The organism is Pseudoroseicyclus aestuarii (assembly GCF_003217255.1).
In the GTDB taxonomy this organism is placed as follows: Bacteria; Pseudomonadota; Alphaproteobacteria; order Rhodobacterales; family Rhodobacteraceae; genus Pseudoroseicyclus; species Pseudoroseicyclus aestuarii.
Map to the genome: position 1 here is coordinate 268594 of NZ_QJTE01000001.1, position 23690 is coordinate 292283.

Consider the following 23690-nt stretch of genomic DNA (forward strand, 5'->3'; position numbering starts at 1 on the left):
TGCTATTCCTCCAGCTGCACGCGGGCGCCCGCGGCAAGATCGTCGAGCGGCGCCGAGACGACGATGTCGCCGGGGGCCAGGCCTTCGGTGACCCGGGTCAGATCGCCGGACCAGCCGGCGCCGGTCTCGACCGGGGCGCGGGCCAGCACGCCGTCCTCGACCCGCAGGACGTAGGTCCCCTCGGCGTCCTCGCGCAGGGCGGCCTCGGGCAGGGCGAGCGCATCCGCCTCGGTCGCGGTCACGACCTCGCCGGTGGCGAACATGCCGCCGCGCAGGCGCCCCTCGGCATTGTCGATCTCGATGTAGACGGTGATGGTGCGGCTGCCGGAGGAGGCGACGGGGTTGATGCGCTGCACTGTGCCCTCGATCGCGCCCGCCTCCATGCCGTCGATGTTCAGCCGTACGCTCTGGCCCGCCTCCAGCCGGGCGGCGGAGGCGACGGGGGCATTGCCCTCCATCTCGACGCTGGAGAGGTCGACAACGGTCATCAGCGGCGTGCCGGTCTGCACGAACTGCCCCGGGTCTACCGTGCGGGACGAGACCATGCCGTCGAAAGGCGCGCGCAGGGTCGCGTTGCGCAGCCGCAGTTCGGCCGAGCGGACCTGGTCCTGCTGGGCGCTGAGGCTCGATTGCAGCTGCTGGACGGAGCTGCGCGCCTCGTCGAGGGTCGAGGTCGTCGCCACCCCGCGGTCGCTGAGCTGCTGCGCCCGTTCCAGCTGTGTCTGCGCGAGGCCAAGCTGCACCTCGGTCGCCGAGGCATTGCTGCGCGCGAGGTCGAGGTCGATGCCAAGCGATTCCGTGTCGACCTGCACGAGGATGTCGCCGCGGCTGACACTGTCGCCGGGCTGCACCGCGACTGTTTCGACGGTGCCCGAAATCTCTGACGACAGCTCGGCCGAGCGGGTCGGCTCAAGCGTGCCGGTCACGCGCACGGTGCGGGTCAGCAGCATCGGCTCCAGCTGCAGGACCTCGGGGCCGGCAAGGCGGTAGACCGTCTCCTCGGGCGCGGGCTCTGCCGGCGCGGCCTCTTCCACGGGCGCCGCGGCGCCCCGCTGCATCTGCCAGTAGGCGGCGCCGCCGGCGGCGGCCAGCAGCACCAGCGCCAGCACGATCCATGGCCAGCGCCGCCTGATCGGCGGCAGGCCGGCGCGCTCGCGCAGCAGCCGCTCGGTCTCGCGCCGGCTCATCGCCCATTGCGGCTTGCCATTGGCATCGACGAGGGCAGGGTCCTCGCGCGGCGCGTCCTCGTGCGTATCGGCCCGGTTCTTCGACATGTCGTTCATTCCGCGTCCGCCTTCGGCTCAAGTTGCTGGGCGGCGAAGCCGAGGCCCTCGTCCAGCGCTGCGTAGAAGTCTGCGTATTCCGCCAGCCGCCCGCGCGTCGCGTCGTCCTGCGGCGACAGGCGGTTCAGGGTGCCGGTTATCTCGGTCTCGATGTCGCGCAGGTGCTGCTGGGACTGGCGCAGCAGCTTCACGAAGGCATCGGGCGCCAGCTCGAAGTAATCCTGCCGGTCGCCGGGGCGGCTGACCCGGCGCAGCAGGCCCTTGTCCTCGAGGTGGCGGGTGCTGGCGCTCACGCTGGCGCGGCTGATCTGCAGCCGGTCCGAGAGCGTGCTGAAGGAGACCGTCTCGCCGTCGAAGACCATCATCGCGAAAAGCCGCCCGGCGCTGCGCGGCAGGCCCTTGTCCGCCGTCAGGGCGCCCAGCCTCTCGATGAAGGTGCTGCGCAGCATCGCGCGATCGGTCTCGTGTTTCATTGCGGGCGCCTCCTGATGCTGCCGCTATGGATCGGTCCGTTCGACATGTCCAGACTGTTCAGGATATTCTGACATCAATGAACATTTTCCTCGCAGCATTGTAACTGCTGCCGCTGCTGCTGTACCCAAGGCCGGAGGCGACACCCGATCCGACCCTGCAGAGGCACCATCATGAGTTACGGCCTTCTCGCCATTCTGGATGACATCGCCGCTTTGGCGAAGATGGCCGCCACCTCCATCGACGATGTCGTGGCGCAGGCGGCGCGCTCGGGCACCCATTCGCTGGGGCTGATCATCGACGATGCCGCCGTCACCCCGCGCTTCATCGCCGGCGTCAGCCCCGCGCGCGAGCTGCCGGCGATCTGGAAGATCGCCCGCTGGTCGCTGATCAACAAGCTGCTGATCCTGACCCCCGCCGTGCTGCTGCTGAGCGCGGTGATCCCATGGATCATCACGCCGATCCTGACCCTCGGCGGGCTCTACCTCGCCTTCGAAGGGGCGGAGAAGGTGCTCGAATGGATGGGCCTCGGCCATCACGAGGCCAAGGACACCGAGGCGCTCGCCACCGCCACCCCGCAGGAGATCGAGGCCAAGACCGTCAGCGGCGCCGTGCGCACCGATTTCATCCTCTCGACCGAGATCATGGTGCTCACCTTCTCCTCCGTGGCCGACCAGTCGCTGGCTACGCAAATCGGCGTCATGCTGACCATCGGCGTCGTTTTCACGCTGGGCGTCTACGGCGCCGTCGCGCTGATCGTGCGCGCGGACGATATCGGCATCGCGCTGGCCAAGCGGCACAAGGGCGCCTTCCTCGGGCGGCTGGGCCGGCACCTCGTGGTCGCGGTGGCACCCTTCCTGACGCTTCTGGGCATCGTCGGCACGCTGGCCATGCTCTGGGTCGGGGGCAGCCTGCTGATCCACGGGCTGGCCTACTTCCATCTCGAGGGGCCGGAGCACTGGCTGCACCACGCGCAGGAAGCGGCGCTGCACGCGGTGCCGGGCTGGCTGGGCGGCGCGGCTGCATGGATCACGGGCGCGGCGCTGCAGGGCCTGCTCGCGCTGGCCGTCGGCGGCGTGATCGCGATGGCGGTGACCGGGATTTCCTCGCTGCGCGGGACGCACTGACCGCGGCGGGCGGCGCCCGCATCGCCCGGCCGGGGCAAAAGCCCGGCGCCTGGGCAACTCTCTGCCATGGCCCGCTTGGTACGGGCTGCGACCTTCTAGAGCAGGAAATTTGCTGCTAAAGGGGCGACAAATAGGGAAGACTGACCGATGAAGAACGCGCTCCAGACCGTTCTCGCCCTGCTGGGCGAGGATTACGACAGCATCCTGCAGGCCTGGCTCGAAACCCAGAAGGCCGAGGGCGTGCGCCGTCCCGACCTGTTCTCGGACCGCGAGAGCCGGCGCCAGCTGGGCGACATCCTGCGCGGGCTGGGCGAGGGGATCTCGCGCTCCGACCTGAGCGAGGGCATCGCCCTCGACGCCGACAGCTGGACCGACCTGCGCGCCACCCTCGACGAGGTCACGCAGGAGCGGGTGGAGCGCGGCGTCTCCCCCTCCGAGATGGCGACCTTCATCCTCGCGATGAAGCAGCCGGTCTTCGCCCGCCTGCGCGAACGCCTCGCGGCCGATCCGACCCGCCTGATCGAAGAGATCACCCAGTTCAGCCGCGTGGTCGATGCGCTCGCCATGCACACGAACGAGCATTTCATCGAGGCCCGCGACCAGGTGATTGAGCGCCAGCGCGCCGAGATGATGGAGCTGTCGACCCCCGTCGTGCAGCTCTGGGACCGGGTGCTGACCATCCCGCTGATCGGCACGCTCGATTCGATGCGCGCCCAGGAGGTGATGGAGAACCTGCTGAACGCCATCGTCGAGCATTCCGCCGAGGTGGTGATCGTTGACATCACCGGCGTGCGCGTCGTCGACACGCAGGTCGCCCAGCATCTTCTGCGCACCGCCGCCGCCGTCCGGCTGATGGGCGCCGAGGCGATCATCTCGGGCATCAGCCCGAAGATCGCCCAGACAATGGTCGAGCTTGGCGTCGACGTGGGCGAGGTCACGACCCGGCCGACGATCCGCGCCGCGCTGGCGCATGCCTTCCGCCGCGTCGGCTTCTCGATCGAGAAGGTGGAGAACGCGCGTGGCTGATACAGCCTCGGTCTACCTTGTCGAGCATGTGCTGCTGGTCGCGATCCCGGACAACATCACCGACACCGAGATCATGAGCCTGCAGGAAGAGCTCTCGACCCGCATCGTCTCTGACGGTGCGCGGGGCGTGGTGATCGATATCGCGGCGCTCGAGATCGTCGACACCTTCGTCGGGCGGGTGCTGGCGCAGCTGTCCTCGATGGCGCGGCTGCTGGCGGCCGAGACCTTCGTCGTCGGCATGCGGCCCGCCGTCGCGATGACGCTGGTCGAGCTGGGGATGGACCTGCACGGCAGCCGCACCGCCCTGACGCTGAGCCACGCCCTGCGCGCGCTGCGGAGCGAAGGTCTGGCGTGACCGGCGCGGCTGCCGCCCCGCGCCGCATCGAGCTGAAGGCGGAGCGTGACATAGCCGCGGCCCGCAGCGCCGTGTCGCGGGCCTGCGACGAGTTGCAGGCCAGCGCCCTGCGCAAGGTCCGCTTCGTCACCGCCGTCAGCGAGATCGCCCGCAACGCGCTGGAGCACGGCGGCGGCGGCACGCTGGAGATCAGCGCAAGCCGCGCGCCGCGCCGGATCGCCGTGCTGTGTCATGACAACGGCCCCGGGATCCTCGATATCGACCAGGCGATGCGCGACGGCTTCACCACCGCCGGCAGCATGGGCAAGGGGCTTGGCGGCGCGCGCCGCCTTGTCGACAGGTTCGAAATCCGCAACCGTCCGGAGGGCGGTGTCGAGGTCAGAATGAGTTCGCAGGTATGAAACAGGCGGTAGAGGTCACCGAGCAAAGCGGCATCGCCGAGGCGCGGCGCCATGCCCGCGCGCTGGCCGAACGGGCCGATCTGCCCGAGCTGCGCTGCGACGAGATCGCCATCGTCGCCTCCGAGGCCGCGACCAACCTCTTGCGCCACGGCGGCGGCGGTACCCTGCTGCTGCAGGTGGTGCCGGGGCAGCAGGGGGCCTGGCTGTGCCTCGCCGCCATCGACAAGGGGCCGGGCATCCCCGACCTCGACGCGGTGCTGCACGACGGCGTCTCGACCGCCGGATCCTCGGGCAACGGGCTGGGCGCGATGAAGCGGCTGTCCGACCGCTTTGCCCTGCGGTCCGTGCCGGGCGAGGGTACGGTGGTGCTGTGCGAATTCGGCCGCGGGCCGCGCCGCATCGCCGGCGTCGAGGTCGCGGCCTTCAAGATGAACTACCCCGGAGAGACGGCCTGCGGCGATGCCTGGAGCCTGCGCAACCGCGACGGCCTGCTGGAGCTGCTGGCCGTCGACGGACTGGGCCATGGCCCCAAGGCCGAGATCGCCGCGCAGGAGGCCGTCGAGGCCTTTGCCCGCAGCGGGCGGGGCGATCCCGGCAGCATCCTGTCGGCCCTCTCCGAGGGGCTGATCGGCACCCGCGGATCGGTCGCCGGCCTCGCCCAGGTCGAGGCCGCCGAGGGGCTGGTGCGCTATGCCGGCATCGGCAATATCTCGGCCCTCGTCGCCGGGCCTGGGGGCGATCTGCATCGCCTCGTGGGCCGCGACGGGCGGATCGGCGGGCGCAGCCGCGGCCCGGCCAGCGACAGCCGCCGCCTGCTGCCCGGCGAGACCGTCATCCTGCACAGCGACGGTCTGTCCACCCTGCACGAAAGCGAGGGGCTGCGCGCCCTCCTGCGCGAGCCGCCGGGCCTCGTCGCCGCCAGCCTGATGCGCGATCACAACCGCGGACGCGACGATGCCTGCATCCTCGTGGCCCGCGTGACCCCGACCGAGACCGGAGTGGCCGCATGAGGCTGTCGAGCCTGCGCATCGAGGACGAGCGCGACATCCTGCGCCTGCGCCAGGTCGGAGAGACCGTGGTGGCGGGCGCCGGGCTGACCGGCTTTGCCGCGACCCGCGTGGTGACCGCGCTGCTGGAGCTGGGGCGCAACCTGATCGACCATGCCTCTGGCGGGCGGCTTGCGCTGTTGCTGAGCGAGGTGGGCCAGCAGGTCTACCTTGTCGCCGATGCCGTGGACCAAGGGCCCGGCATGGAGGCCGAGGGCGGGCCGGGCGGGCTTGGCCTCGGGCTGCGCGGGGTCAAGCGGATGGCAGACCTCTTCGATCTGCAATCGGGCGCCGAGGGGACGCGGGTGCGCGCCAGCTTCCTCGTGCCCGTCCAGCCGCGCGAGCACGAGGAGCGGGTGCGCAGCCTGCTGGCCGAGGTCGAGCAGCTGCAGCAGGGCGATCCGGCCGAGCTTCTGGCCCGCCAGAACCGCGAGCTGATGGAGGCGCTGCAGCAGCGCGACCTGCTGATGGCCGAGGTGCATCACCGGACCAAGAACAACCTCAGCCTCGTGCTGGGCCTCATGCGGCTGGGCCGCGCGGCCTCCTCAAGCGACGAGACGAAGGACGTGCTGCGCGATCTGGAAGGGCGGGTCTCGGCCATCGCCAAGGTCCACGACCAGCTGCAAAACGCCGCTGCCTCGGATCAGGTGGAGCTGACGGCCCTGCTGCGCGACGTCGCGCGGCAATCGGCCAGCGCCTTCGGATCGCGCAATCTGGCGGTGACGGTCGATGTCGAGGGCGCGCCGATCCATGTCTCGAGCAGCCCGGCGGTCGATCTGGCGCTGGTGGTCGGAGAGCTGATCACCAATGCCTGCAAATACGCCTTCCCGGGCCGCAGCTGCGGCCATGTCGCCATCACGGTCGAGCCGCTGCAGGACGAGCTGAAGCTGCGGATCGCCGATGACGGCGTCGGCCTTGCCGAGGGGCAGGAGCGGCCCGAACGCTCGGGCTCGCTTGGCTGGCAGATGGTGCGCAGCATGGTGCAGAAGCACTCTGGCAGCCTGCGCACCCATGGGGAGGGTGGGCTGACGGTCGAGCTGACGCTGGACCGCCACCTTCTGGGCGCGCGGGACTGAGGCGCGCCTAGAGCTGCGCGAGGAAGGCGTCGAGGCCGGCCTGTGCCACTTCGCGGTCCTGCGCCGGGGTGCCGGACGAGACGCCGATGCCGCCCACGACCTCGCCGCCCGCGGCCACGGGAAGACCGCCGCCGACCACCATCAGCCGCCCGCCGATGGCGCTGGCGATGCCGTAAGCCGGGGCGCCGGGCTGGCTGATCTCGCCGTATTCATGCGTCGCCTTCTTGGCGGCGCTGGCGGTGTAGCTTTTGTCGATGGCGATGGTGATCGAGGTCACCTTGCCGCCGTCCATCCGCCGGAAGGCGACGAGGTTGCCGCCCTCGTCGGTCACGGCGATGCACATCGGCACGCCGATCTCGCGCGCCTTGGCGGCGGCGCCGTCGATCAGGATCTGCGCGTCGTTTTCATCGAGCCGTTTCAGCGTCAGCATCGGTCTTCTCCTGTGGTCGTAGGTGCCACTCTCTTACGCGGATGCCACCCGAGGGAACAGAGGCAGGCGGTCTGGGCCGGTGAAACGGCGAGCGAGGCTCTGGCCGCGGAGTTCATGCGACGCGTGAGGAAGGCGTCATAAGCACCTGCTATTAAAAATAAATAGAGGGCTTTGTGACCTGCGCCCCACCGCATCCCCCCTGCGCGGCCATTGACAGGGCACCCGCCCTGCGGCGTCATGGCGGAACGGGTGCCTCCGCGTCAGCGGGCCCCGCAACGGGAGGAATGACATGATGAGAACGAGCATCGCGCTGCTGGCGGCGCTGGGCCTGGGCTCGGCCGCGACGGCGCAGGACCTGTCGATCGCCACCGGCGGCACCGGCGGCACCTACTACCCCTACGGCGGCGCGCTGGCCGAACTGATCGGCGCCCATGTCGATGGCGCCAGCGCCGTGGCCGAGGTGACCGGCGCCTCGGTCGAGAACATGGCCCTGATCGCGCAGGAGCAGTCGGACATCGCCTTCGTGCTGGCCGATACCGCCTATGGCGCGGTCAACGGCACCATCGATCCCTTCACGGATCGCGCGGTGGACGGGCAGGCGCTTGCCTCGATCTACCCCAACGCCGTGCATATCGTGACCCTCGCGGGTAGCGGCATCGAGAGCCTTCAGGACCTCGTCGGCAAGCGCGTCTCGGTCGGGGCGCCGGGGTCGGGGACCGAGGTCAATGCCGAGCAGCTGCTCAGCGCGAACGGCATCACCTACGACGACATCGACGAGCAGCGCCTGAACTTCAACGAAACCGCCGATGCGCTGCGCGACGGCGATATCGACGCCGGCATCTGGAGCGTCGGGCCGCCGACCTCCTCGATCCTGAACCTCGCCGCGACGACCGACATCGCCTTCGTGCCGCTGACCGAAGAAGAGGTCGCCGCCGCGCAGGAGGTGCAGCCGGTCTTCGCCGCCTACGAGCTGCGCGCCGGCACCTACGACGGCGTGGACGAGGGCGTGGCCACCATCGCCATCCCCAACGTGCTGGTGGTCAATGCCGCGATGGACGAGGAACTGGCCTACCAGATCACCTCGGCGATCTTCGAGCATACGGACGAGCTGATCGCCGTGCATCCGGCGGCCGAGGATACGACCGTGGACTTCTCGGTCAATTCGACCCCGATCCCCTTCCACCCCGGCGCGATCCGCTACTACGACGAGGTCGGGGCAGAGGTTTCGGACGCGCAGCGCCCGTGATCCCGGGGCGGCTTCTCGCCGCGATCCTGACGGTCCTCCCGGCGGCCTCGCCCGCCGGGGTGCTGGCGGTCGAGCGGGCGGGCGCGCCCCTTCTGTCGCTGGAGGTGGCCGAGGGGCAGGGCTGGTGCCTGCGCTGGCACCATTCCGTCACCGGCGGGCCGGTGGCGGATTGCTTTCAGGCGCGGGGCGGGCGGATGATCCTGCACCGCTCCTACCTGCACGATTACGCCGCCGGGCTGGGCGAGGTGCCGGGCCGCGGCCATGTCCGTCCGGCCCCCGAGGGGGGCTACTGGATCGAGGATATCGACGAGGCGATCCCCGACAATGCCCTGCCGCTGCGCGTCGGCCGCCCCTCGACCGGGCACCGGCTGGTGCTGGGCGGGGTGACCCATGACCTCAGCGCCATGGCCGCCGGAGAGCGCGTGGTGCTGCACCTGATCCCGTGAGGCCGAGATGAGCGATCCGACACGCCGCGCCGAGGCGCTGGCCGATCCCGCCGCAGGGCAGGCCGAGGGGGCGGGGCAGGCGCGCTGGATCGGCGCCGCGATCGCCGTGGTGGCCGTCGCCCTGTCGCTTTTCCAGCTTTATGGCGCGGGGATCCAGCCGCTGGGGCTGTTCTACCAGCGCTCCATCCACCTCGCCTTCATCATGGTGCTCTGCTTTCTGATGTTCCCGGCCTTCGGGCGCCCGCGCGGGCCGCTCGCCTGGGTGATCGACGCAGTCTGCCTGACCGCCGCCGTCGCCAGCGGCGCCTACCTGTGCTGGAACCTCGACGCGATCTTCTCTCGCGCGGGCTTCTGGACGCAGACCGACGTGGTCATGGGCATCGTGACCACGCTCGCCGTGCTCGAAGCCTCGCGCCGGGCCATCGGGCTGCCGATGACGCTGATCGGCGTGGCGGCGATCCTCTACGGCCTTGCCGGATCGCGCGGCGAACTCGTCTGGCTGGGCGAATGGATGCCCGGCATCCTGAGCCACCGGGGCAATTCGCTCGACCGGCTGACCGGCCAGCTCTACCTCGGGCAAGAGGGGATCTACGGCCTGCCGCTGGGGGTGGCGGCGACCTATATCTTCGTCTTCGTGCTTTTCGGCGCCTTTCTGGAGGTGACGGGCGCGGGCAAGTTCTTCATCGATCTGGCCTATGCCGCCACGGGCCGCAAACCCGGCGGGCCGGCCAAGGCGGCTGTGCTGGCCAGCGCTGGCATGGGCTCGATCAGCGGATCGGCCATCGCCAACGTGGTCACGACCGGCGCCTTCACCATCCCGCTGATGAAGCGCCTCGGCTACCGCCCGGCGCAGGCCGGCGGGATCGAGGCCGCGGCCTCGACCGGCGGGCAGATCACCCCGCCGCTGATGGGCGCGGGCGCCTTCCTGATCGCGGAATACACGCGGCTGCCCTACATCGAAATCGTCAAGGTCTCGATCTTCCCGGCGATCCTCTACCTCGGGACGGTCTACCTTTTCGTGCATATCGTCGCGATGAAGCAGGGCATGAAGGGCATGCCCCAGGCCGAGCTGCCCCGGGTGCGCGAGACGCTGGCCTCGGGCTGGCACTTCATCCTGCCGCTCTTCATCCTGATCTTCCTTCTGGTGCAGAACCTCTCGCCGATGCGCGTCGGCTTCTGGGCGATCATCTCGGTCGTCGCGGTCGCGGCGCTGCGCGGGGCGGCGGATCTGCTGGTTCTCGCCCCACGCCGGGGCGAGGCCTTGAGCGGAGCGCGCATTGCTGCGGCCCTGCGGCAGGGGCTGACGCTCCTTTGGCAGGCGCTTGAGCTGGGGGCGCGCAACGCTGTCGCCGTCAGCATGGCCTGCGCCGTGGCGGGCATCATCGTCGGCGTCGTCGGGCTGACCGGGCTGGGGCTGAAGTTCAGCGCGATGATGATCGCCTTCTCGGGCGGCAACATGGTGCTGGCGCTGATCCTCGTGCTGATCGCCAGCCTGATCCTGGGGATGGGGCTGCCGGTTACGGCCAGTTACATCGTGCTGATCGTCCTCGTCGGCCCCGCGCTGAGCCAGGAGTTCGGCATCCCGCTGCTGATCGCGCATCTGGTGGTGTTCTGGTATTCGCAGGACAGCAACGTCACGCCGCCGATCGCGCTGGCGGGTTTCGCCGGGGCCGCGATCGCCGGATCGAAGCCGCTGGAGACCAGCATGCAGGCCTGGAAGTTCGCCAAGGGCCTCTACCTGATCCCGGTCTTCATGGTCTACAACCCCGAGATCATCCTCGGCGGGCCCGTCCTCTACGTGATCTTCACCGGCATCATCGCCGCCCTCGCGCTCGCGGCCTTCGCCGCGGCGCTCGAGGGCTGGCTCTTCGGGCCGATGGGCTGGGTGATGCGGGCAGCGATCCTGCCCGCCACCGTCGCTGTCTTTCACCCCCTGCTCTGGGTAGAGACCGCCGGCGCGCTGGCGCTGGCGGCGATCCTTGGCCTGAACTGGTGGCAGGCGCGCGCCGCAGGGGCGGCGCCGGCCTAGCGCCAGCCGAGGCCGGGCGCGACGTGGCGCATCAGGCTTTCCAGCAGATGCGCGTTGTAATCGACGCCCAGCTGGTTCGGCACGGTGACCAGCAGCGTGTCGGCCTCGGCAATGGCCTCGTCGCCCTTCAGCTGCTCGATCAGGGCATCCGGCTCTCCGGCATAGCCGCGCCCGAAGACGGAGCGCGTCTCGTCGATCCAGCCGAACTGGTCGCTGTCCGACCCGGCGCGCCCGACGATCGAGCGGTCCTGGTCGGTGACCAGCGGGAAGATGCTGCGGCTGACCGAGACGCGCGGGTTGCGCGCATGGCCGGCCTCGGCCCAGGCCTCGCGGTAGGCGCGGATCTGCTTGGCCTGCTGGATGTGGAAGGGCTCGCCCGTCTCGTCGTCCTTGAGCGTGCTGCTTTGCAAGTTCATCCCCATCTGCGCCGCCCAGCGGGCGGTGGCATCCGACCCGGCGCCCCACCAGATGCGATCCCGCAGCCCCTCGGACTGCGGCTCGAGGCGCAGCAGGCCCGGCGGGTTGGGGAACATCGGGCGCGGGTTCGGCTGGGCGAAGCCCTCGCCCTCCAGCATCTTCAGGAAGACGCCGGCATGGCGGCGGGCCATGTCCGCGGGCGTCTCGCCTTCGCCCGGCTGGTAGCCGAAGTGCCGCCAGCCGTCGATCACCTGCTCGGGTGAGCCGCGCGAGAGGCCAAGCTGCAGCCGCCCGCCCGAGATCAGGTCGGCGCTGCCCGCGTCCTCGACCATGTAGAGCGGGTTCTCGTAGCGCATGTCGATGACGCCGGTGCCGATCTCGATCTTGCTGGTCTTCGCGCCGACGGCGGCCAGCAGCGGAAAGGGAGAGGCCAGCTGCCGGGCATAGTGGTGCACGCGGTAATAGGCGCCGTCCACGCCCAGCTCCTCGGCGCGCTCGGCCAGCTCGATCGATTGCAGCAGCACGTCCGCGGCAGAGCGGGTCTGCGAATGCGGCGAGGGAGTCCAATGTCCGAAGGACAGGAAACCGATGTTTTTCATGGCGTGGCCTTTCCTGGCGTCCTGATCCGCAGATAAGGGCGCGGGGCGCGGATTGACACGCAACCGGCGCACCGGGACTGTGCGCCAGTCGCAAGAGCCCGGAAGCCCACCCCCATGACTGATTGCATCGTCCTCGGCGCCGGCATGGTCGGCGTCAGCACCGCGCTGGCCTTGCAGGCGCGGGGCTGGTCGGTGGCGCTGGTCGACCGCCGCGCCCCGGGGCAGGAGACGAGCCACGGCAATGCCGGGATCATCCAGACCGAGGCGGCAGAGCCCTATGCCATGCCGCTGGCCCTGCGCAGCCTCGCCCGCATCGCGCTGGGGCGCGACAACGACGTCGCCTACAGCCTGCGCGGCCTGCTGGGCATGGCGCCGGCGCTGGCCCGCTATGCCCGCGCCTCGCGCGCCTCGGGCCGTGCGGCGCGCGGCGCGGTCTACAGCGCGCTGACGGCGCGGGCGGCGCAGGACCACGCGCCGCTGATCGAGGCTGCGGGCGCAGAGGCGCTGATCGCGCAACAGGGCTATCTCGAGGTTTACCGCTATCCCAAGGCCTTCGCCGCCGGTCAGGCCGAGGCAGAGCGTCTCGGCGCCGCGTATGGCGTCCCGTCGCGCCCGCTGGACGGTGCGGCCCTGGCCGCGCGGGAGCCGGCGTTGCGGATCCCGATGGCCGGGGCGCTCCATTGGACCGGTCCCTGGACCTGCAGCGATCCCGGCGGCCTCGTCGCCGCCTATGCGCGGCTGTTCGAGGCGCGGGGCGGGCAGCTTCTGACGGGCGATGCCGCCAGCCTGACGCGCGCCGGCAGTGGCTGGCAGGTCACCACGCCCGAGGGCCGGATCGAGGCGCCGCGCGGCGTGGTCGCCCTCGGCCCCTGGTCGCCGCTGCTGCTGCGCGGCTTCGGCCTGCGGGTGCCGATGATCCTCAAGCGCGGCTATCACGGCCATTTCGCCGCCCCGGTGATGCCGCGCCTGCCGCTGGTCATGGCGGATCACGGCCTTGTCCTCTCGCCGATGCGCGCCGGCCTGCGGTTGGCCACCGGCGCCGCGCTGGTCGGGCACGCCGAGGCCTCGGCCCCCCTTCAGCTGCACCGCGGGGCGAAGGCCGTTGCCGATGCGATCGACCTCGGCCCAAGGGTGCAAGAGGCGCAGTGGCATGGTACCCGGCCCTGCCTGCCGGACATGCTGCCGGTGCTGGGCGAGGCGCCGGGCCAGCCGGGCCTCTGGCTGCATTTCGGCCATGGGCACCAGGGCTTCACCCTCGGCCCCACCACCGCCGCGTTGCTGGCCGAGGCGATGGCAGGCGGAAAAGGGGTGCCCGAGGCGCTGTCGCCCGGCAGGCCCGGACTGCTGGCTTAGGCCCCGTTTTCTTAAGGTCTGGCGATGCGCCCGCCGGTCAGCGGATGCGGCGCGCCGGTGGTGGTGGGAAAGCTGATCGGCAGGCCGCGCTGGACCCGCACGGCGAGGAGGGCGAAACACTCCGCCTCGACCGCATCGCCGCGCCAGCCGACGGCCTCGGCAGGCAGGGCCTCCACCCCGGCAAAGCGCTCCAGCATCGCCATCAGCGCCGGGTTGCGGCGCCCGCCGCCCGAGACGATCAGCCGATCCGGCCGGACAGGCAGCATGTCCAGCCCGCGCCCGACGCAGGCGGCGGTAAAGGCGGTCAGCGTGGCCGCGCCATCCGCATCGCTCAGGCCCTCGGCAAGGCCGGGGCCGAAATCGAAGCGGTCGAGCGACTTTGGGTAGGGCCGCGCGAGGTAGGGATGCTCCAGCGCCTGCGCCAGCCGCGCTTCGTCGACCCGGCCCGCCAGCGCCAGCGCGCCGTCGCGGTCCATCTCGCCCAGCACCCGCGCGCGGATGAAATCGTTGATCGGCGCATTCGCCGGGCCGCAGTCGAAGGCGGCGAGGCTGCCGTCCGGCGCCCGCGCCGTCAGGTTCGCCACCCCGCCGAGGTTCAGCACCGCCGTGCCCGCCGCATCCCCGAGCCGACCCAGCAGCGCGGCGTGGTAGATCGGCGCCAGCGGCGCGCCCTGACCGCCCGCCGCCACGTCGGCGCTGCGGAAATCATAGGCCACCGGCAGGCCCAGATGCCGCGCCATCAGCGCCCCGTCGCCCAGCTGCCGCGTGGCACCGGGGCGTCCCGGCACGGGGCCGCGGTGCAGCACACTCTGCCCGTGAAAGCCGACGATCCCGGCGCCCGGTGCATGGTCCTGCAGCACCCGCGCCACAGCCTCGGCCTGGGCGAGGGTCAGGCGTTCCTCCGCCTCGGCGAAGATCGCGGGCTCGGGACCGACGAAGGCCCAATCGCGCGCCTCGGCCAACGTGCGCTGCAGCAGCGCGAGCAGGCCGGGCGGGGTGGGCACCAGCGCATAGGGGCCGAACTCGGCCACGCTCTCTCCATCCGTGCGGATCAGCGCCACGTCGATGTTCCCGTCGAGCACGGTGCCCGTCATCAGTCCCACGGCCCAGATCGGCTCCATCACGCGTCTCCTTCGCTGCTCATACCGTCCGGGCCTGCGCCCTAACCCGCCGAAAGGGGCGCGGCGAGGGCGCGGTGCAGGCGCCCGCCCGAGGCTGCCAGCCGCGCCTCGGCGGCGTCGCGGTCGAGGCCCAGCTCGAGCATGACGAGGGCGGTCTTGATCGATCCGCCCGCCTCGAGGGCGGCCTGCGCCTCGGCCTCGGGGACATCGGCGAGATCGGCGATCATCCGGCGGGCGCGGGCGGCGAGCTTTTCATTGGTCGGCGCCATCTCGACCATGCGGCCGCGGTGGACATAGCCCATGGCGGTGAAAATACCGGTCGAGAGCACGGTCAGCACCGCCTTCTGCGCGGTGCCGGCCTTCATCCGGGTCGAGCCGGCGAGGACCTCCGCCCCCGTGGCGACGAGGATCGGGATCTCGGCGATCTCGCCCAGCGGGCCGCCCTCGTTGCAGAAGATCGCCAGGGTCAGCGCGCCCTCGGCACGGGCATGGCGCAGGCCTTCGGCGACGAAGGGGGTGCGGCCAGAGGCGGCGAGGCCGATCACAACATCCGCCTCGCCCAGCCCCGCGGCCTTCAGTGCGGCGATGGCCGCGGCGCCGTCGTCCTCGGCCCCCTCGACAGCGCCCGTCACGGCGGCGGGGCCGCCGGCCATCAGCGCCAGCGCCCTCTCCGCCGGCCAGCCGAAGGTGGGCGGCAATTCCGCCGCGTCGAGCGTGGCGAGCCGGCCCGAGGTTCCGGCGCCGAGGTAGATCAGCCGCCCCCCGCGCGCGAGCCGCTTTGCCCCATGCTCGACGGCGCGGGCGATGGCGGGGGCCGCGGGCAGCAGCGAAGCGGTCGCGGCCATCTGCCCCTCGATCATCGCGGCGACGAGGTCGGCTGTGGGCCATGTCTCGATCCCGGCATAGCGCGGGGCGGCGGTTTCGGTCGTGCTCATGCGTGCTGGCCTTTCAAAAGATCCCGCGCCAGACCGGCGGCGCGGGCCGGGGCGTCGAGGCTGGGGGTGTCGATCTGCGTGCCGGGCAGGCCCGCCGCGAAGGCCGCGCCAATCGCCGGGTGCAGCGCGGCGGCGCCGCCGGTCAGCGCCACGGGGCCGGGCCCGCAGGCGCGGATCGTCGCGCGGGCAAGGCGCGCAAGCTCCTGCCCGGCGCGGGTCAGCAGGGCGAGGGCGGCGGCATCGCCCGCCTCGGCCGCCGCCGCGATATCGCGGGCCAGTAGGCCGATGGCGCCGCGATCCTGCCCGTAGACGAAGCGGTAGACGGCATCCCGGTCCAGCCCGCCGAGGCGCGCCGCGATTGCCTTGGCCAGCGGGCCGGGCGCCTCTGCTTCCTCCGCCGCGCGCAGCACGAGGTCGAGCGCGCGCAGCGCGATCCACCCGCCCGAGCCCGCGTCGTCGAGCAGCAGGCCGCGCCCGCCGACCACCACCGGGCCCTCCGGCCCCATGCCGATCCCGACCGAGCCGGTGCCCGAGATCACGAGATGGCCCGCCCCGCCGCGCGGGAAGGCGGCGTGCCATGCCAGCACCGCGTCGCTGGCATGCCACAGCCGCGCGGGCGGCAGGCCGAAGGCGCGGGTCAGCGCCGGCTCGATGCCCGGATGCGGGGGCAGGCCCGCGCCGGTGATGCCGAAACCGGCGGCGCAAGGGGGGGCGGGCAGGGCCTTTGCGATGCGGGCGAGGGCGGCCTCTAGCGCGGCCAGCGCCGCGGGCGTCTCGATCCGGCCGCTGGCGCCGGGGGTGGTGCCCCGCGCCAGCACCTGGTCGCGCGCATCCAGAAGGCACCAGCGCGAGGCCGTGCCGCCGATATCGACGCCGAGGGTCGGGGCCAGCGCATCCGGTGTCATGGCGGTGATGAACAACCCCGGCCACGCGATGTAAAGCGGCTTGATGCCGGTGGCGGCGGGGCAGGCGCCTGCACGGGAACAGCGCCGCTGCGGGCGGGTTCTTCCCTGAGCTTGCCGCGCGGCGTTGTTCCGCGCGCGGGCGCGTGCCGCCCCGCCGCGGCGCATGACACGGAGTTTGCGATGCACATCATTCCCGCCGATCCCGAGCGGCAGATCGAGCTGCCCGACCTTGGCCTCAGGCCCTGCCCGGTCAGCGTCGACGGCGCCGGCCTTGGCCTGACGCGCCTCGTGGCGCTGCGCCTCTTCCGCCTCGCCGATGGCGAGACGGCGCGCGGCGATGGCGCGGTGACGCTGCGGGTGATCTCGGGCGAGGCCGAGGGGCCTGAGGGGCCGCTTGGCCCCGGGGATGCCGCCCGCAGCGTGACGGGCGACTGGCAGCTGACCGCGCGCGGCGAGGCGATGATCGCCTGCGCCGTGGGCGATGGGGCCGCGCCGCAGATCGACTGGGCGCAGGTGGAGGAGGCGACGGATATCCGCCCCCGGAGCGAGGCGCTGGTATATCTGCCCGATTGCGGCGGGCAGGCGGTGCTGCCGCAGGACGTCGATGCGCCCTCGCTTCTTGCGCCGATGTCGGACGACGACCCGGACCGCCCGCACCTGCATCCCGAAGGCAGCCTGCAGCGCCACGATACCATCGCCCTCGAGGCCGGAGAGGCGATCACGCTGCAGCTGGCGGAGCCGGGGCGGGTGCTGGTCGTCACCGCCTGAACCGGCGCGCTAGCCCTGCCGGGCGATGAAGGCCGAGAGCTTTTCCAGCCCCTCGCGCAGGACAGTCGTGGCGCAGGCGTAGCCTATGCGCAGATGTCCCTCGGCGCCCATCGCGGCGCCGGGGGTCAAAAGCACGCCGGTCTCCTCAAGCAGCGCGAGGCAGAAGGCCTCGGAGCCCATCGTTCCGTCGTAGCGCAGGAGTGCGGTGGTGCCGCCGCCGGGGCGGGTGAAGGTGATCCGCGGCTCGTCCTTCGCCCACTCCTCGAGGATCCTGAGGTTCGTGCGGGTGATCGCCCGGCTTCGCGCGAGGATGCGGTCTGCCCCCTCGAGCGCGATGGCGGCGAGGTGGTCGTCGATCATGCCGACGGAGATCGTCGTGTAGTCACGGTGGTGCGAAACGGCCTCAAGCACCGCGTCCGGCGCCGCGATCCACCCCAGCCGCAGCCCGGCGAGGGAAAAGGCCTTGGACATGCCGCTTGTCGAGATGCCCTTTTCATAGAGATCCGCGACGCTGGCGGTCATGCCGGGCTCGGCCTGGTCCGTGCTCCGATAGACCTCGTCCGCCAGCAGCCACGCGCCGGCCTCGCGTGCGAGGGAGATCACCTCCTGCAGCAGCGCCTCGTCCATCAGCGCGCCGGTGGGATTGTTCGGATTGGTCAGCGCGATCAGCCGGGTCTCGGGGCGCATCAGGGCCCGCAGGCGGTCGATGTCGGGCAGGTAGCCGTCCTCGGGGCGCAGCTCCAGCTGCGAGACCTCGGCGCCGAGGCTTTCGGGGATCGAGACATGCTGCTGGTAGGTCGGCACCAGGGAGACCACGTGGTCGCCCCGGCTCACGAGCGCCTGATAGACCAGCGCATTGGCCCCGATCGTGCCATGGGTGACGAGGATGCTCTCCGCCGCGCGCCCGTCGTAGAGCGCGGCGATGGCGCGGCGCAGACGCTCCGACCCCGTAATCTCGCCATAGGTCAGCTTCAGCGAGAGCAGCGCCTCGAGCGCGGTCTCGTTCTGCCCGCACAGGCGCAGCAGCTCTGCCACCGTCAGGCTGTCGACGCAGGTCTCCGCAAGGTTGTAGCGGCAGCGCGTCTCATGCGCGTTCATCCAGATCTCGACGCCGAACGGCTCGATATGCATGGCGGTCCCTCCCTTGTCCCGGGGCAGGGTGGGCCGGCCCGCGCGCGGCGTCCAGCCCCGGCGCGGGATCGGGTTATTGATTGACGCGTCAATTACCCTGTGGTTCCTTGTCCCCTCGCAAGGAACGGGACCTCGATGCCGAAGCTGGGAATGGAGCCGATCCGGCGCGCCGCGCTGGTGCGTGCGACGATCGACGAGATCGGCGCCAAGGGATCGCTGTCGGTCACCGTGGCGCAGATCGCGCGGCGGGCCGGGGTCTCCAGCGCGCTGGCGCATCACTACTTCGGCGCGAAGGACCGGATCTTTCTGGCCGCGATGCGCCACCTGCTGACGGTCTACGGCGCCGAGGTGCGCGGTGCGCTCGCCATGGCGCGCGGGCCGCGGGCGCGGAGCGAGGCGCTGATCCGCGCCAGCTTCGCGCAGTCGAACTTCCGCCCCGAGGCGGTCGCGGCCTGGCTGAACTTCTATTCGCTGGCCCGCACCGACCCCGAGGCGGCGCGGCTGCTGCGGGTCTATCACCGGCGGCTGCAGTCGAACCTGCGGCACGAGCTTGCGCCCTTGGTCGGCCCGCGCGCCCGCGACGCGGCGGAACGGATCGCCGGGTTGATCGACGGCCTCTACCTGCGGCAGGGGCTGGCCAGCGGAGACGGCGCGACACAGCGGCGCGCCGATCCGGATGCCGCCGAGGCGGTGCGGCTGGTGCTGACCGCCCTGGACATGGAGATTGCACGATGACGACGAACGACACGCGACCCGGCGACAAACCGGGGCCGAACATCCTGATCCTGATGGCTGACCAGCTGAACGGCACCCTCTTCGAGGACGGGCCGGCGGACTGGCTGCATGCGCCGAACCTGCGCAAGCTGGCGCAGCGCAGCACGCGCTTTGTCAATGCCTATACCGGCAGCCCGCTCTGCGCGCCGGGCCGGGCGGCCTTCATGTCGGGCCAGCTTCCGGGGCGGACGGGCGTCTACGACAACGCGGCCGAGTTCCGATCCTCGGTCACGACCTATGCGCACCACCTGCGCCGCGCCGGCTGGCAGACGATCCTCTCGGGCAAGATGCACTTCGTCGGCCCCGACCAGCTGCACGGGCTGGAACACCGGCTGACGACAGACATCTACCCGGCCGATTTCGGCTGGACCCCCGACTGGCGCAAGCCGGGCGAGCGGATCGACTGGTGGTACCACAACCTCGGCTCGGTCACCGGGGCGGGGGTCGCCGAGATCTCGAACCAGCTGGAATACGACGACGAGGTCGCGCACGAGGCCAAGGCCAAGCTTTACGACCTCGCGCGCGGGCACGACGCGCGGCCCTGGTGCATGACCGTCAGCTTCACCCATCCGCACGACCCTTACGTCGCGCGGCGCAAGCACTGGGATCTGTACAACGACTGCGAGCACCTCGAGCCCGAGGGGGAGGCGATCCCCTACGATCAGGCCGATCCGCATTCGCAGCGCCTTCTCGATGCCGCCGATGCCGAGAACTTCGACATCCAGACCCGCGACGTGCGCCGGGCGCGGCAGGGGTATTTCGCCAATATCTCCTACATCGACGAGAAGGTCGGAGAGATCCTGCAGGTGCTGGAAGATACCCGGCAGGAGGCGATCATCATCTTCCTCTCGGATCACGGCGACATGCTGGGCGAGCGGGGTCTCTGGTTCAAGATGAGCTTCTACGAGGGCTCTGCCCGCGTGCCGCTGATGATCGCCGCGCCGGGGATGGAGCCGGGGCGCGTCGAGACGCCGGTCTCGACCATGGATCTGGTGCCGACCTTGGCCGACCTCGCCGGTCTCGATCTTGCCGAGGTGCAGCCATGGACCGATGGCACCAGCCTCGCGCCGCTGGGCCGGGGCGAGGCGCGGAGCGAGCCGGTCGCGGTAGAATACGCCGCCGAGGGTTCCATCGCGCCGATGGGCTGTCTGGTGGCAGAGCATGAGGGCAAGCGGTGGAAATACACCTGCTGCCCGGTCGATCCCGAGCAGCTTTTCGACCTGACCAGCGACCCGCGCGAGCGGAACGATCTGGCCGGGGACGCGGCGCAGTCGCAGGTGCTGGAGCACTTCCGTGCCATGGCGGCGGAGCGTTGGGATTTCGCCCGCTACGACGCCGAGGTGCGGCAGAGCCAGGCGCAGCGCTGGGTCGTCTACGAGGCCTTGCGGCAGGGCGGCTACTACCCCTGGGATTACCAGCCGCTCAAGCAGGCGTCCGACCGCTACATGCGAAACCACATGGATCTCAACGTGCTGGAGGAAGCGCAGCGCTTCCCCCGCGGCGAATGACGGAGGCCCCGATGACCTATGCCACGCAGCCCGAGGGCAGCCACTACATCGCCGGCAGCTATGCCGAGGATACCGCCGGCACGGACCTGCCGGTGATCTTCCCCGGTGACGGCAGCACCATCGCCACCCTGCACGAGGCGACGCCGGACATCGTCGATCGCGCGCTGGCGGCGGCCAAGGCGGCGCAGCCCGCCTGGGCCGCGCTGCGCGGGGTGGAGCGGGGGCGCATCCTGCTGCGCGCCGCCCAGATCATCCGCGAGCGCAACCGCGATCTGTCGATCCTCGAGACGATGGACACCGGCAAGCCGCTGCAGGAGACGCTGGTCGCCGACGCCGCCTCTGCCGCCGAGGCGCTGGAGTATTTCGGCGGCCTCGCCGGCGCGATCACCGGCGAGCATATCCCGGTGGGCGAGGATTTCGTCTATACCCGGCGCGAGGCGCTGGGCGTGACCGTCGGCATCGGCGCCTGGAACTATCCCACGCAGATCGCCGCCTGGAAGGCCGCGCCCTCGCTCGCCTGCGGCAATACCATGGTCTTCAAGCCCAGCGAGACGACGCCACTCTGCGCGCTGAAGCTGGCCGAGATCCTGACCGAGGCGGGCGCCCCGCCGGGCGTCTTCAACGTGGTGCAGGGTGCCGGCACGGTCGGCGCGCAGCTGATCGAGGACGGCCGCGTGGCCAAGGTCTCTCTCACCGGGTCGGTGCCGACGGGCAAGAAGGTCTATGCCGCCGCCGCGCAGCACATCAAGTCGGTGACGATGGAGCTGGGGGGCAAGTCGCCGCTGATCGTCTTCGACGATGCCGATCTTGACGACGCCGTCTCTGGCGCGATCAACGGTAACTTCTATTCCACCGGGCAGATCTGCTCGAACGGGACGCGGGTCTTCGTGCAGTCCGGCATCAAGGAGCGGTTCCTCGAGCGGCTGGCGGAGCGGATGAAGGGCATCCGCATTGGAGACGTGCTGGACGAGGCGACCAATATCGGCCCCATGGTCAGCGCCCGCCAGCGCGAGATCGTGCAGGGCTTCCTCGCCAAGGGGCAGGAGGAAGGCGCGCGGCTGGTCACAGGTGGCGGCGTGCCCGAGGGCGCGGGCTTCTGGATCGAGCCGGCCGTCTTCGCCGATGTCACCGACGAGATGACCATCGCCCGCGAGGAGATCTTCGGGCCCGTCATGTCGGTGCTGGACTTCGAGACCGAGGTCGAGGTGCTGGAGCGGGCGAATGGCACGGACTACGGCCTCTCGGCAGGCGTATTCACGCGCGATCTCGCCCGCGGGCACCGCATGGCCGCCGCGCTTCAGGCCGGGACCTGCTGGATCAACACCTACAACCTGACCCCGGTCGAGGCGCCCTTCGGCGGCGTCAAGATGTCGGGCGTGGGCCGCGAGAACGGCTGGGCCGCGATCGAGCACTGGTCCGCCCCGAAAAGCGTCTACGTCGCCACCGGCCCCTGCGAGGCGCCGTTTTAAAGCAAAAATGCGCGCTGCCGCGCATGCGATTTCGCAGGCGGCAGCGCGACGTGAAATTTCGGGGCGCGGGGCCGGCGGCACCGCGCGCCAAGCCGTGAAAGGGCAGGGCGATGGAAGCCGATTATGTCATCGTGGGCGCGGGCAGCGCGGGCTGCGCCATGGCCTACCGCCTGAGCGAGGCGGGAAAATCCGTCATCGTGATCGAACACGGCGGCTCGGACGCCGGGCCCTTCATCCAGATGCCGGCAGCACTGAGCTACCCGATGAACATGGCGCGCTACGACTGGGGTTTGAAGTCCGAGCCGGAGCCGCATCTGGGCGGGCGCGTGCTGGCGACGCCGCGCGGCAAGGTGATCGGCGGCTCGTCGTCGATCAACGGGATGGTCTACGTGCGCGGCCATGCGCGCGACTTCGACCACTGGGCCGAAAGCGGCGCGGCGGGCTGGGGCTATGCCGACGTGCTGCCCTACTTCAAGCGGATGGAAACCTGGCACGGCGGAGAGCCGGATCAGGGCTGGCGCGGCCATGACGGGCCGGTGCACATCACCCGCGGGCCGCGCACCAACCCGCTGACCCGCGCCTTCGTCGAGGCCGGGCATCAGGCGGGCTACCCGCTGACCGAGGATTACAACGGCCGCCAGCAAGAGGGCTTCGGCCCGATGGAGGCGACGATCTGGCGCGGCCGCCGCTGGTCCGCCGCCAAGGCCTACCTGCGCCCGGCGCTTAGGCGCGACAACTGCACGCTGGTGAACGGCCTCGCCCGCCGCGTGGTGATCGAAGAAGGGCGCGCCCGCGGCGTGGAGCTGACGCGGCGCGGCCGGACCGAGGTGATCCGCGCAAGGGCCGAGGTGATCCTCGCCGCCTCGTCGCTCAATTCGCCGAAGCTGCTGATGCTTTCGGGGATCGGGCCGGCGGCGCATCTGGCCGAGCACGGGATCGAGGTGCTGGCAGACCGCCCCGGCGTCGGGGCGAACCTGCAGGACCACCTCGAGATGTATATCCAGATGAAGGCGACCAAGCCGGTCTCGCTTTTCCGCTACTGGAACCTCTGGGGCAAGGGCCTGCTGGGTGCGCAGTGGCTGCTGACGAGCAAGGGCCTCGCCGCCTCGAACCAGTTCGAGAGCGCGGGCTTCATCCGCAGCCGCGCGGGCGTCGAGTACCCGGACATCCAGTATCACTTCATGCCGCTCGCGGTGCGCTACGACGGGCAGGCGGCGGCCGGCGGGCACGGCTTCCAGGCACATGTCGGGCCGATGCGCTCGGCCTCGCGCGGGTCTGTGACGCTGCGCAGCAGCGATCCCGCCGACGCGCCCGTCATCCGCTTCAACTACATGAGCACCGAGCAGGACTGGGAGGATTTCCGTGCCTGCATCCGCCTGACGCGCGAGATCTTCGCCCAAGACGCCTTCGCCCCCTTCCGGGGCGAGGAGATCCTGCCGGGCGCGGCGGCGCAGAGCGACGAGGCGCTGGACGCGCAGATCCGCGAGCATGTCGAAAGCGCCTATCACCCCTGCGGCACCTGCCGCATGGGTGCGCGTGACGATGCCCATGCCGTCGTCGATCCCGAATGCCGGGTGATCGGGGTCGAGGGGCTGCGGCTTGCCGACAGCTCCATCTTCCCGCGCATCACCAACGGCAACCTCAACGGGCCCTCGATGATGACGGGCGAGAAGGCCGCCGATCATATCCTCGGCCGGGCGCCGCTGGCGGCCGAGAACGCAGAGCCCTGGATCCATCCCGACTGGCGGGAGGCGCAGCGCTAGGCCGCGCCTCC

At 71.0% G+C, this 23690-nt stretch carries 23 protein-coding genes; 15 read left to right on the forward strand and 8 right to left on the reverse strand.

Annotation, left to right across the window (positions count from 1 at the left end; translation table 11 throughout):
• Positions 1-2: 2 nt before the first annotated feature.
• Complete coding sequence (locus DFP88_RS01285) at positions 3-1283, reverse strand: efflux RND transporter periplasmic adaptor subunit (RefSeq protein ID WP_110812637.1); 1281 nt, start codon at positions 1281-1283, stop codon at positions 3-5.
• Positions 1280-1756 carry a GbsR/MarR family transcriptional regulator gene (locus DFP88_RS01290; protein ID WP_110812638.1) on the reverse strand — a complete coding sequence of 159 codons (477 nt, stop codon included), beginning with the start codon at positions 1754-1756 and terminating at the stop codon, positions 1280-1282. Before DFP88_RS01290 ends, DFP88_RS01285 begins: the two co-directional genes overlap by 4 nt.
• A 171-nt stretch (positions 1757-1927) precedes the next feature.
• Between DFP88_RS01290 and DFP88_RS01295 the strand changes: the two genes are divergently transcribed.
• From DFP88_RS01295 to DFP88_RS01320, 6 genes are all read left to right on the forward strand, one after another.
• Complete coding sequence (locus DFP88_RS01295) at positions 1928-2881, forward strand: DUF808 domain-containing protein (protein ID WP_110812639.1); 954 nt, start codon at positions 1928-1930, stop codon at positions 2879-2881.
• Between the two features lie 147 nt (positions 2882-3028).
• On the forward strand, positions 3029-3907 hold the full coding sequence (locus DFP88_RS01300; protein WP_110812640.1) for an STAS domain-containing protein: 879 nt from the start codon (positions 3029-3031) through the stop codon (positions 3905-3907).
• Positions 3900-4262 (forward strand): STAS domain-containing protein, encoded by a 363-nt coding sequence (locus DFP88_RS01305; RefSeq protein WP_220032269.1) that lies wholly within the window; start codon positions 3900-3902, stop codon positions 4260-4262. Before DFP88_RS01300 ends, DFP88_RS01305 begins: the two co-directional genes overlap by 8 nt.
• Complete coding sequence (locus DFP88_RS01310) at positions 4259-4663, forward strand: ATP-binding protein (RefSeq protein WP_110812642.1); 405 nt, start codon at positions 4259-4261, stop codon at positions 4661-4663. The genes DFP88_RS01305 and DFP88_RS01310 overlap by 4 nt, the downstream gene beginning before the upstream one ends.
• Entirely contained in the window at positions 4660-5673 is a 1014-nt protein-coding gene (locus DFP88_RS01315) for an ATP-binding SpoIIE family protein phosphatase (protein WP_110812643.1), read from the forward strand. The genes DFP88_RS01310 and DFP88_RS01315 overlap by 4 nt, the downstream gene beginning before the upstream one ends.
• On the forward strand, positions 5670-6785 hold the full coding sequence (locus tag DFP88_RS01320) for a sensor histidine kinase (protein WP_110812644.1): 1116 nt from the start codon (positions 5670-5672) through the stop codon (positions 6783-6785). The genes DFP88_RS01315 and DFP88_RS01320 overlap by 4 nt, the downstream gene beginning before the upstream one ends.
• Before the next feature lie 7 nt (positions 6786-6792).
• On the opposite strand, the gene DFP88_RS01325 is transcribed toward DFP88_RS01320, so the two are convergent.
• Positions 6793-7215, reverse strand: a complete 423-nt coding sequence (locus DFP88_RS01325; protein WP_110812645.1) for a GlcG/HbpS family heme-binding protein — start codon at positions 7213-7215, stop codon at positions 6793-6795.
• A gap of 289 nt (positions 7216-7504) precedes the next feature.
• On the opposite strand from DFP88_RS01325, the gene DFP88_RS01330 reads away from it, so the two are divergent.
• Genes DFP88_RS01330 through DFP88_RS01340 form a run of 3 tightly spaced genes read left to right on the forward strand, consistent with a single transcriptional unit; the run spans position 7505 to position 10936 of the window.
• The gene (locus tag DFP88_RS01330; RefSeq protein WP_220032270.1) at positions 7505-8461 is read left to right on the forward strand and encodes a TAXI family TRAP transporter solute-binding subunit; all 957 of its coding nucleotides are present in this window, start codon (positions 7505-7507) and stop codon (positions 8459-8461) included.
• Positions 8458-8907 carry a DUF1850 domain-containing protein gene (locus DFP88_RS01335; RefSeq protein ID WP_110812646.1) on the forward strand — a complete coding sequence of 150 codons (450 nt, stop codon included), beginning with the start codon at positions 8458-8460 and terminating at the stop codon, positions 8905-8907. The genes DFP88_RS01330 and DFP88_RS01335 overlap by 4 nt, the downstream gene beginning before the upstream one ends.
• A gap of 7 nt (positions 8908-8914) precedes the next feature.
• Positions 8915-10936 carry a TRAP transporter permease gene (locus tag DFP88_RS01340; protein WP_110812647.1) on the forward strand — a complete coding sequence of 674 codons (2022 nt, stop codon included), beginning with the start codon at positions 8915-8917 and terminating at the stop codon, positions 10934-10936.
• On the opposite strand, the gene DFP88_RS01345 is transcribed toward DFP88_RS01340, so the two are convergent.
• Positions 10933-11952, reverse strand: coding sequence for an LLM class flavin-dependent oxidoreductase (locus DFP88_RS01345; RefSeq protein WP_110812648.1), 1020 nt, complete (start codon positions 11950-11952; stop codon positions 10933-10935). The genes DFP88_RS01340 and DFP88_RS01345 overlap by 4 nt on opposite strands.
• A gap of 114 nt (positions 11953-12066) precedes the next feature.
• Here DFP88_RS01345 and DFP88_RS01350 point away from each other — a divergent pair, with 114 nt between their 5' ends.
• A complete protein-coding gene (locus DFP88_RS01350; RefSeq protein WP_110812649.1) occupies positions 12067-13305 on the forward strand; it encodes an NAD(P)/FAD-dependent oxidoreductase in 1239 nt (412 codons plus the stop codon).
• Positions 13306-13316: 11 nt separating this feature from the next.
• On the opposite strand, the gene DFP88_RS01355 is transcribed toward DFP88_RS01350, so the two are convergent.
• The 3 genes from DFP88_RS01355 to DFP88_RS01365 are packed head-to-tail and all read right to left on the reverse strand — an operon-like array spanning position 13317 to position 16266.
• Positions 13317-14426, reverse strand: coding sequence for an anhydro-N-acetylmuramic acid kinase (locus tag DFP88_RS01355; RefSeq protein WP_110812650.1), 1110 nt, complete (start codon positions 14424-14426; stop codon positions 13317-13319).
• Between the two features lie 41 nt (positions 14427-14467).
• Positions 14468-15361 (reverse strand): N-acetylmuramic acid 6-phosphate etherase, encoded by an 894-nt coding sequence (locus tag DFP88_RS01360; RefSeq protein WP_110812651.1) that lies wholly within the window; start codon positions 15359-15361, stop codon positions 14468-14470.
• The gene (locus DFP88_RS01365; RefSeq protein WP_110813271.1) at positions 15358-16266 is read right to left on the reverse strand and encodes an N-acetylglucosamine kinase; all 909 of its coding nucleotides are present in this window, start codon (positions 16264-16266) and stop codon (positions 15358-15360) included. The genes DFP88_RS01360 and DFP88_RS01365 overlap by 4 nt, the downstream gene beginning before the upstream one ends.
• 180 nt (positions 16267-16446) lie before the next feature.
• Between DFP88_RS01365 and DFP88_RS01370 the strand changes: the two genes are divergently transcribed.
• On the forward strand, positions 16447-17034 hold the full coding sequence (locus DFP88_RS01370) for a hypothetical protein (protein ID WP_110812652.1): 588 nt from the start codon (positions 16447-16449) through the stop codon (positions 17032-17034).
• Positions 17035-17043: 9 nt separating this feature from the next.
• On the opposite strand, the gene DFP88_RS01375 is transcribed toward DFP88_RS01370, so the two are convergent.
• Positions 17044-18165: an aminotransferase gene (locus DFP88_RS01375; RefSeq protein WP_110812653.1), complete on the reverse strand. Its 1122-nt coding sequence runs from the start codon at positions 18163-18165 to the stop codon at positions 17044-17046.
• Positions 18166-18300: 135 nt separating this feature from the next.
• Between DFP88_RS01375 and betI the strand changes: the two genes are divergently transcribed.
• The 4 genes from betI to betA all read left to right on the forward strand — a co-directional run bounded on the left by betI (position 18301) and on the right by betA (position 23679).
• Complete coding sequence (betI, locus tag DFP88_RS01380; protein ID WP_110812654.1) at positions 18301-18900, forward strand: choline-binding transcriptional repressor BetI; 600 nt, start codon at positions 18301-18303, stop codon at positions 18898-18900.
• A complete protein-coding gene (gene betC / locus DFP88_RS01385; RefSeq protein ID WP_110812655.1) occupies positions 18897-20447 on the forward strand; it encodes a choline-sulfatase in 1551 nt (516 codons plus the stop codon). Before betI ends, betC begins: the two co-directional genes overlap by 4 nt.
• 11 nt (positions 20448-20458) lie before the next feature.
• Entirely contained in the window at positions 20459-21916 is a 1458-nt protein-coding gene (betB, locus tag DFP88_RS01390; protein WP_110813272.1) for a betaine-aldehyde dehydrogenase, read from the forward strand.
• Positions 21917-22026: 110 nt separating this feature from the next.
• The gene (gene betA, locus DFP88_RS01395) at positions 22027-23679 is read left to right on the forward strand and encodes a choline dehydrogenase (RefSeq protein ID WP_110812656.1); all 1653 of its coding nucleotides are present in this window, start codon (positions 22027-22029) and stop codon (positions 23677-23679) included.
• Positions 23680-23690: the final 11 nt, after the last annotated feature.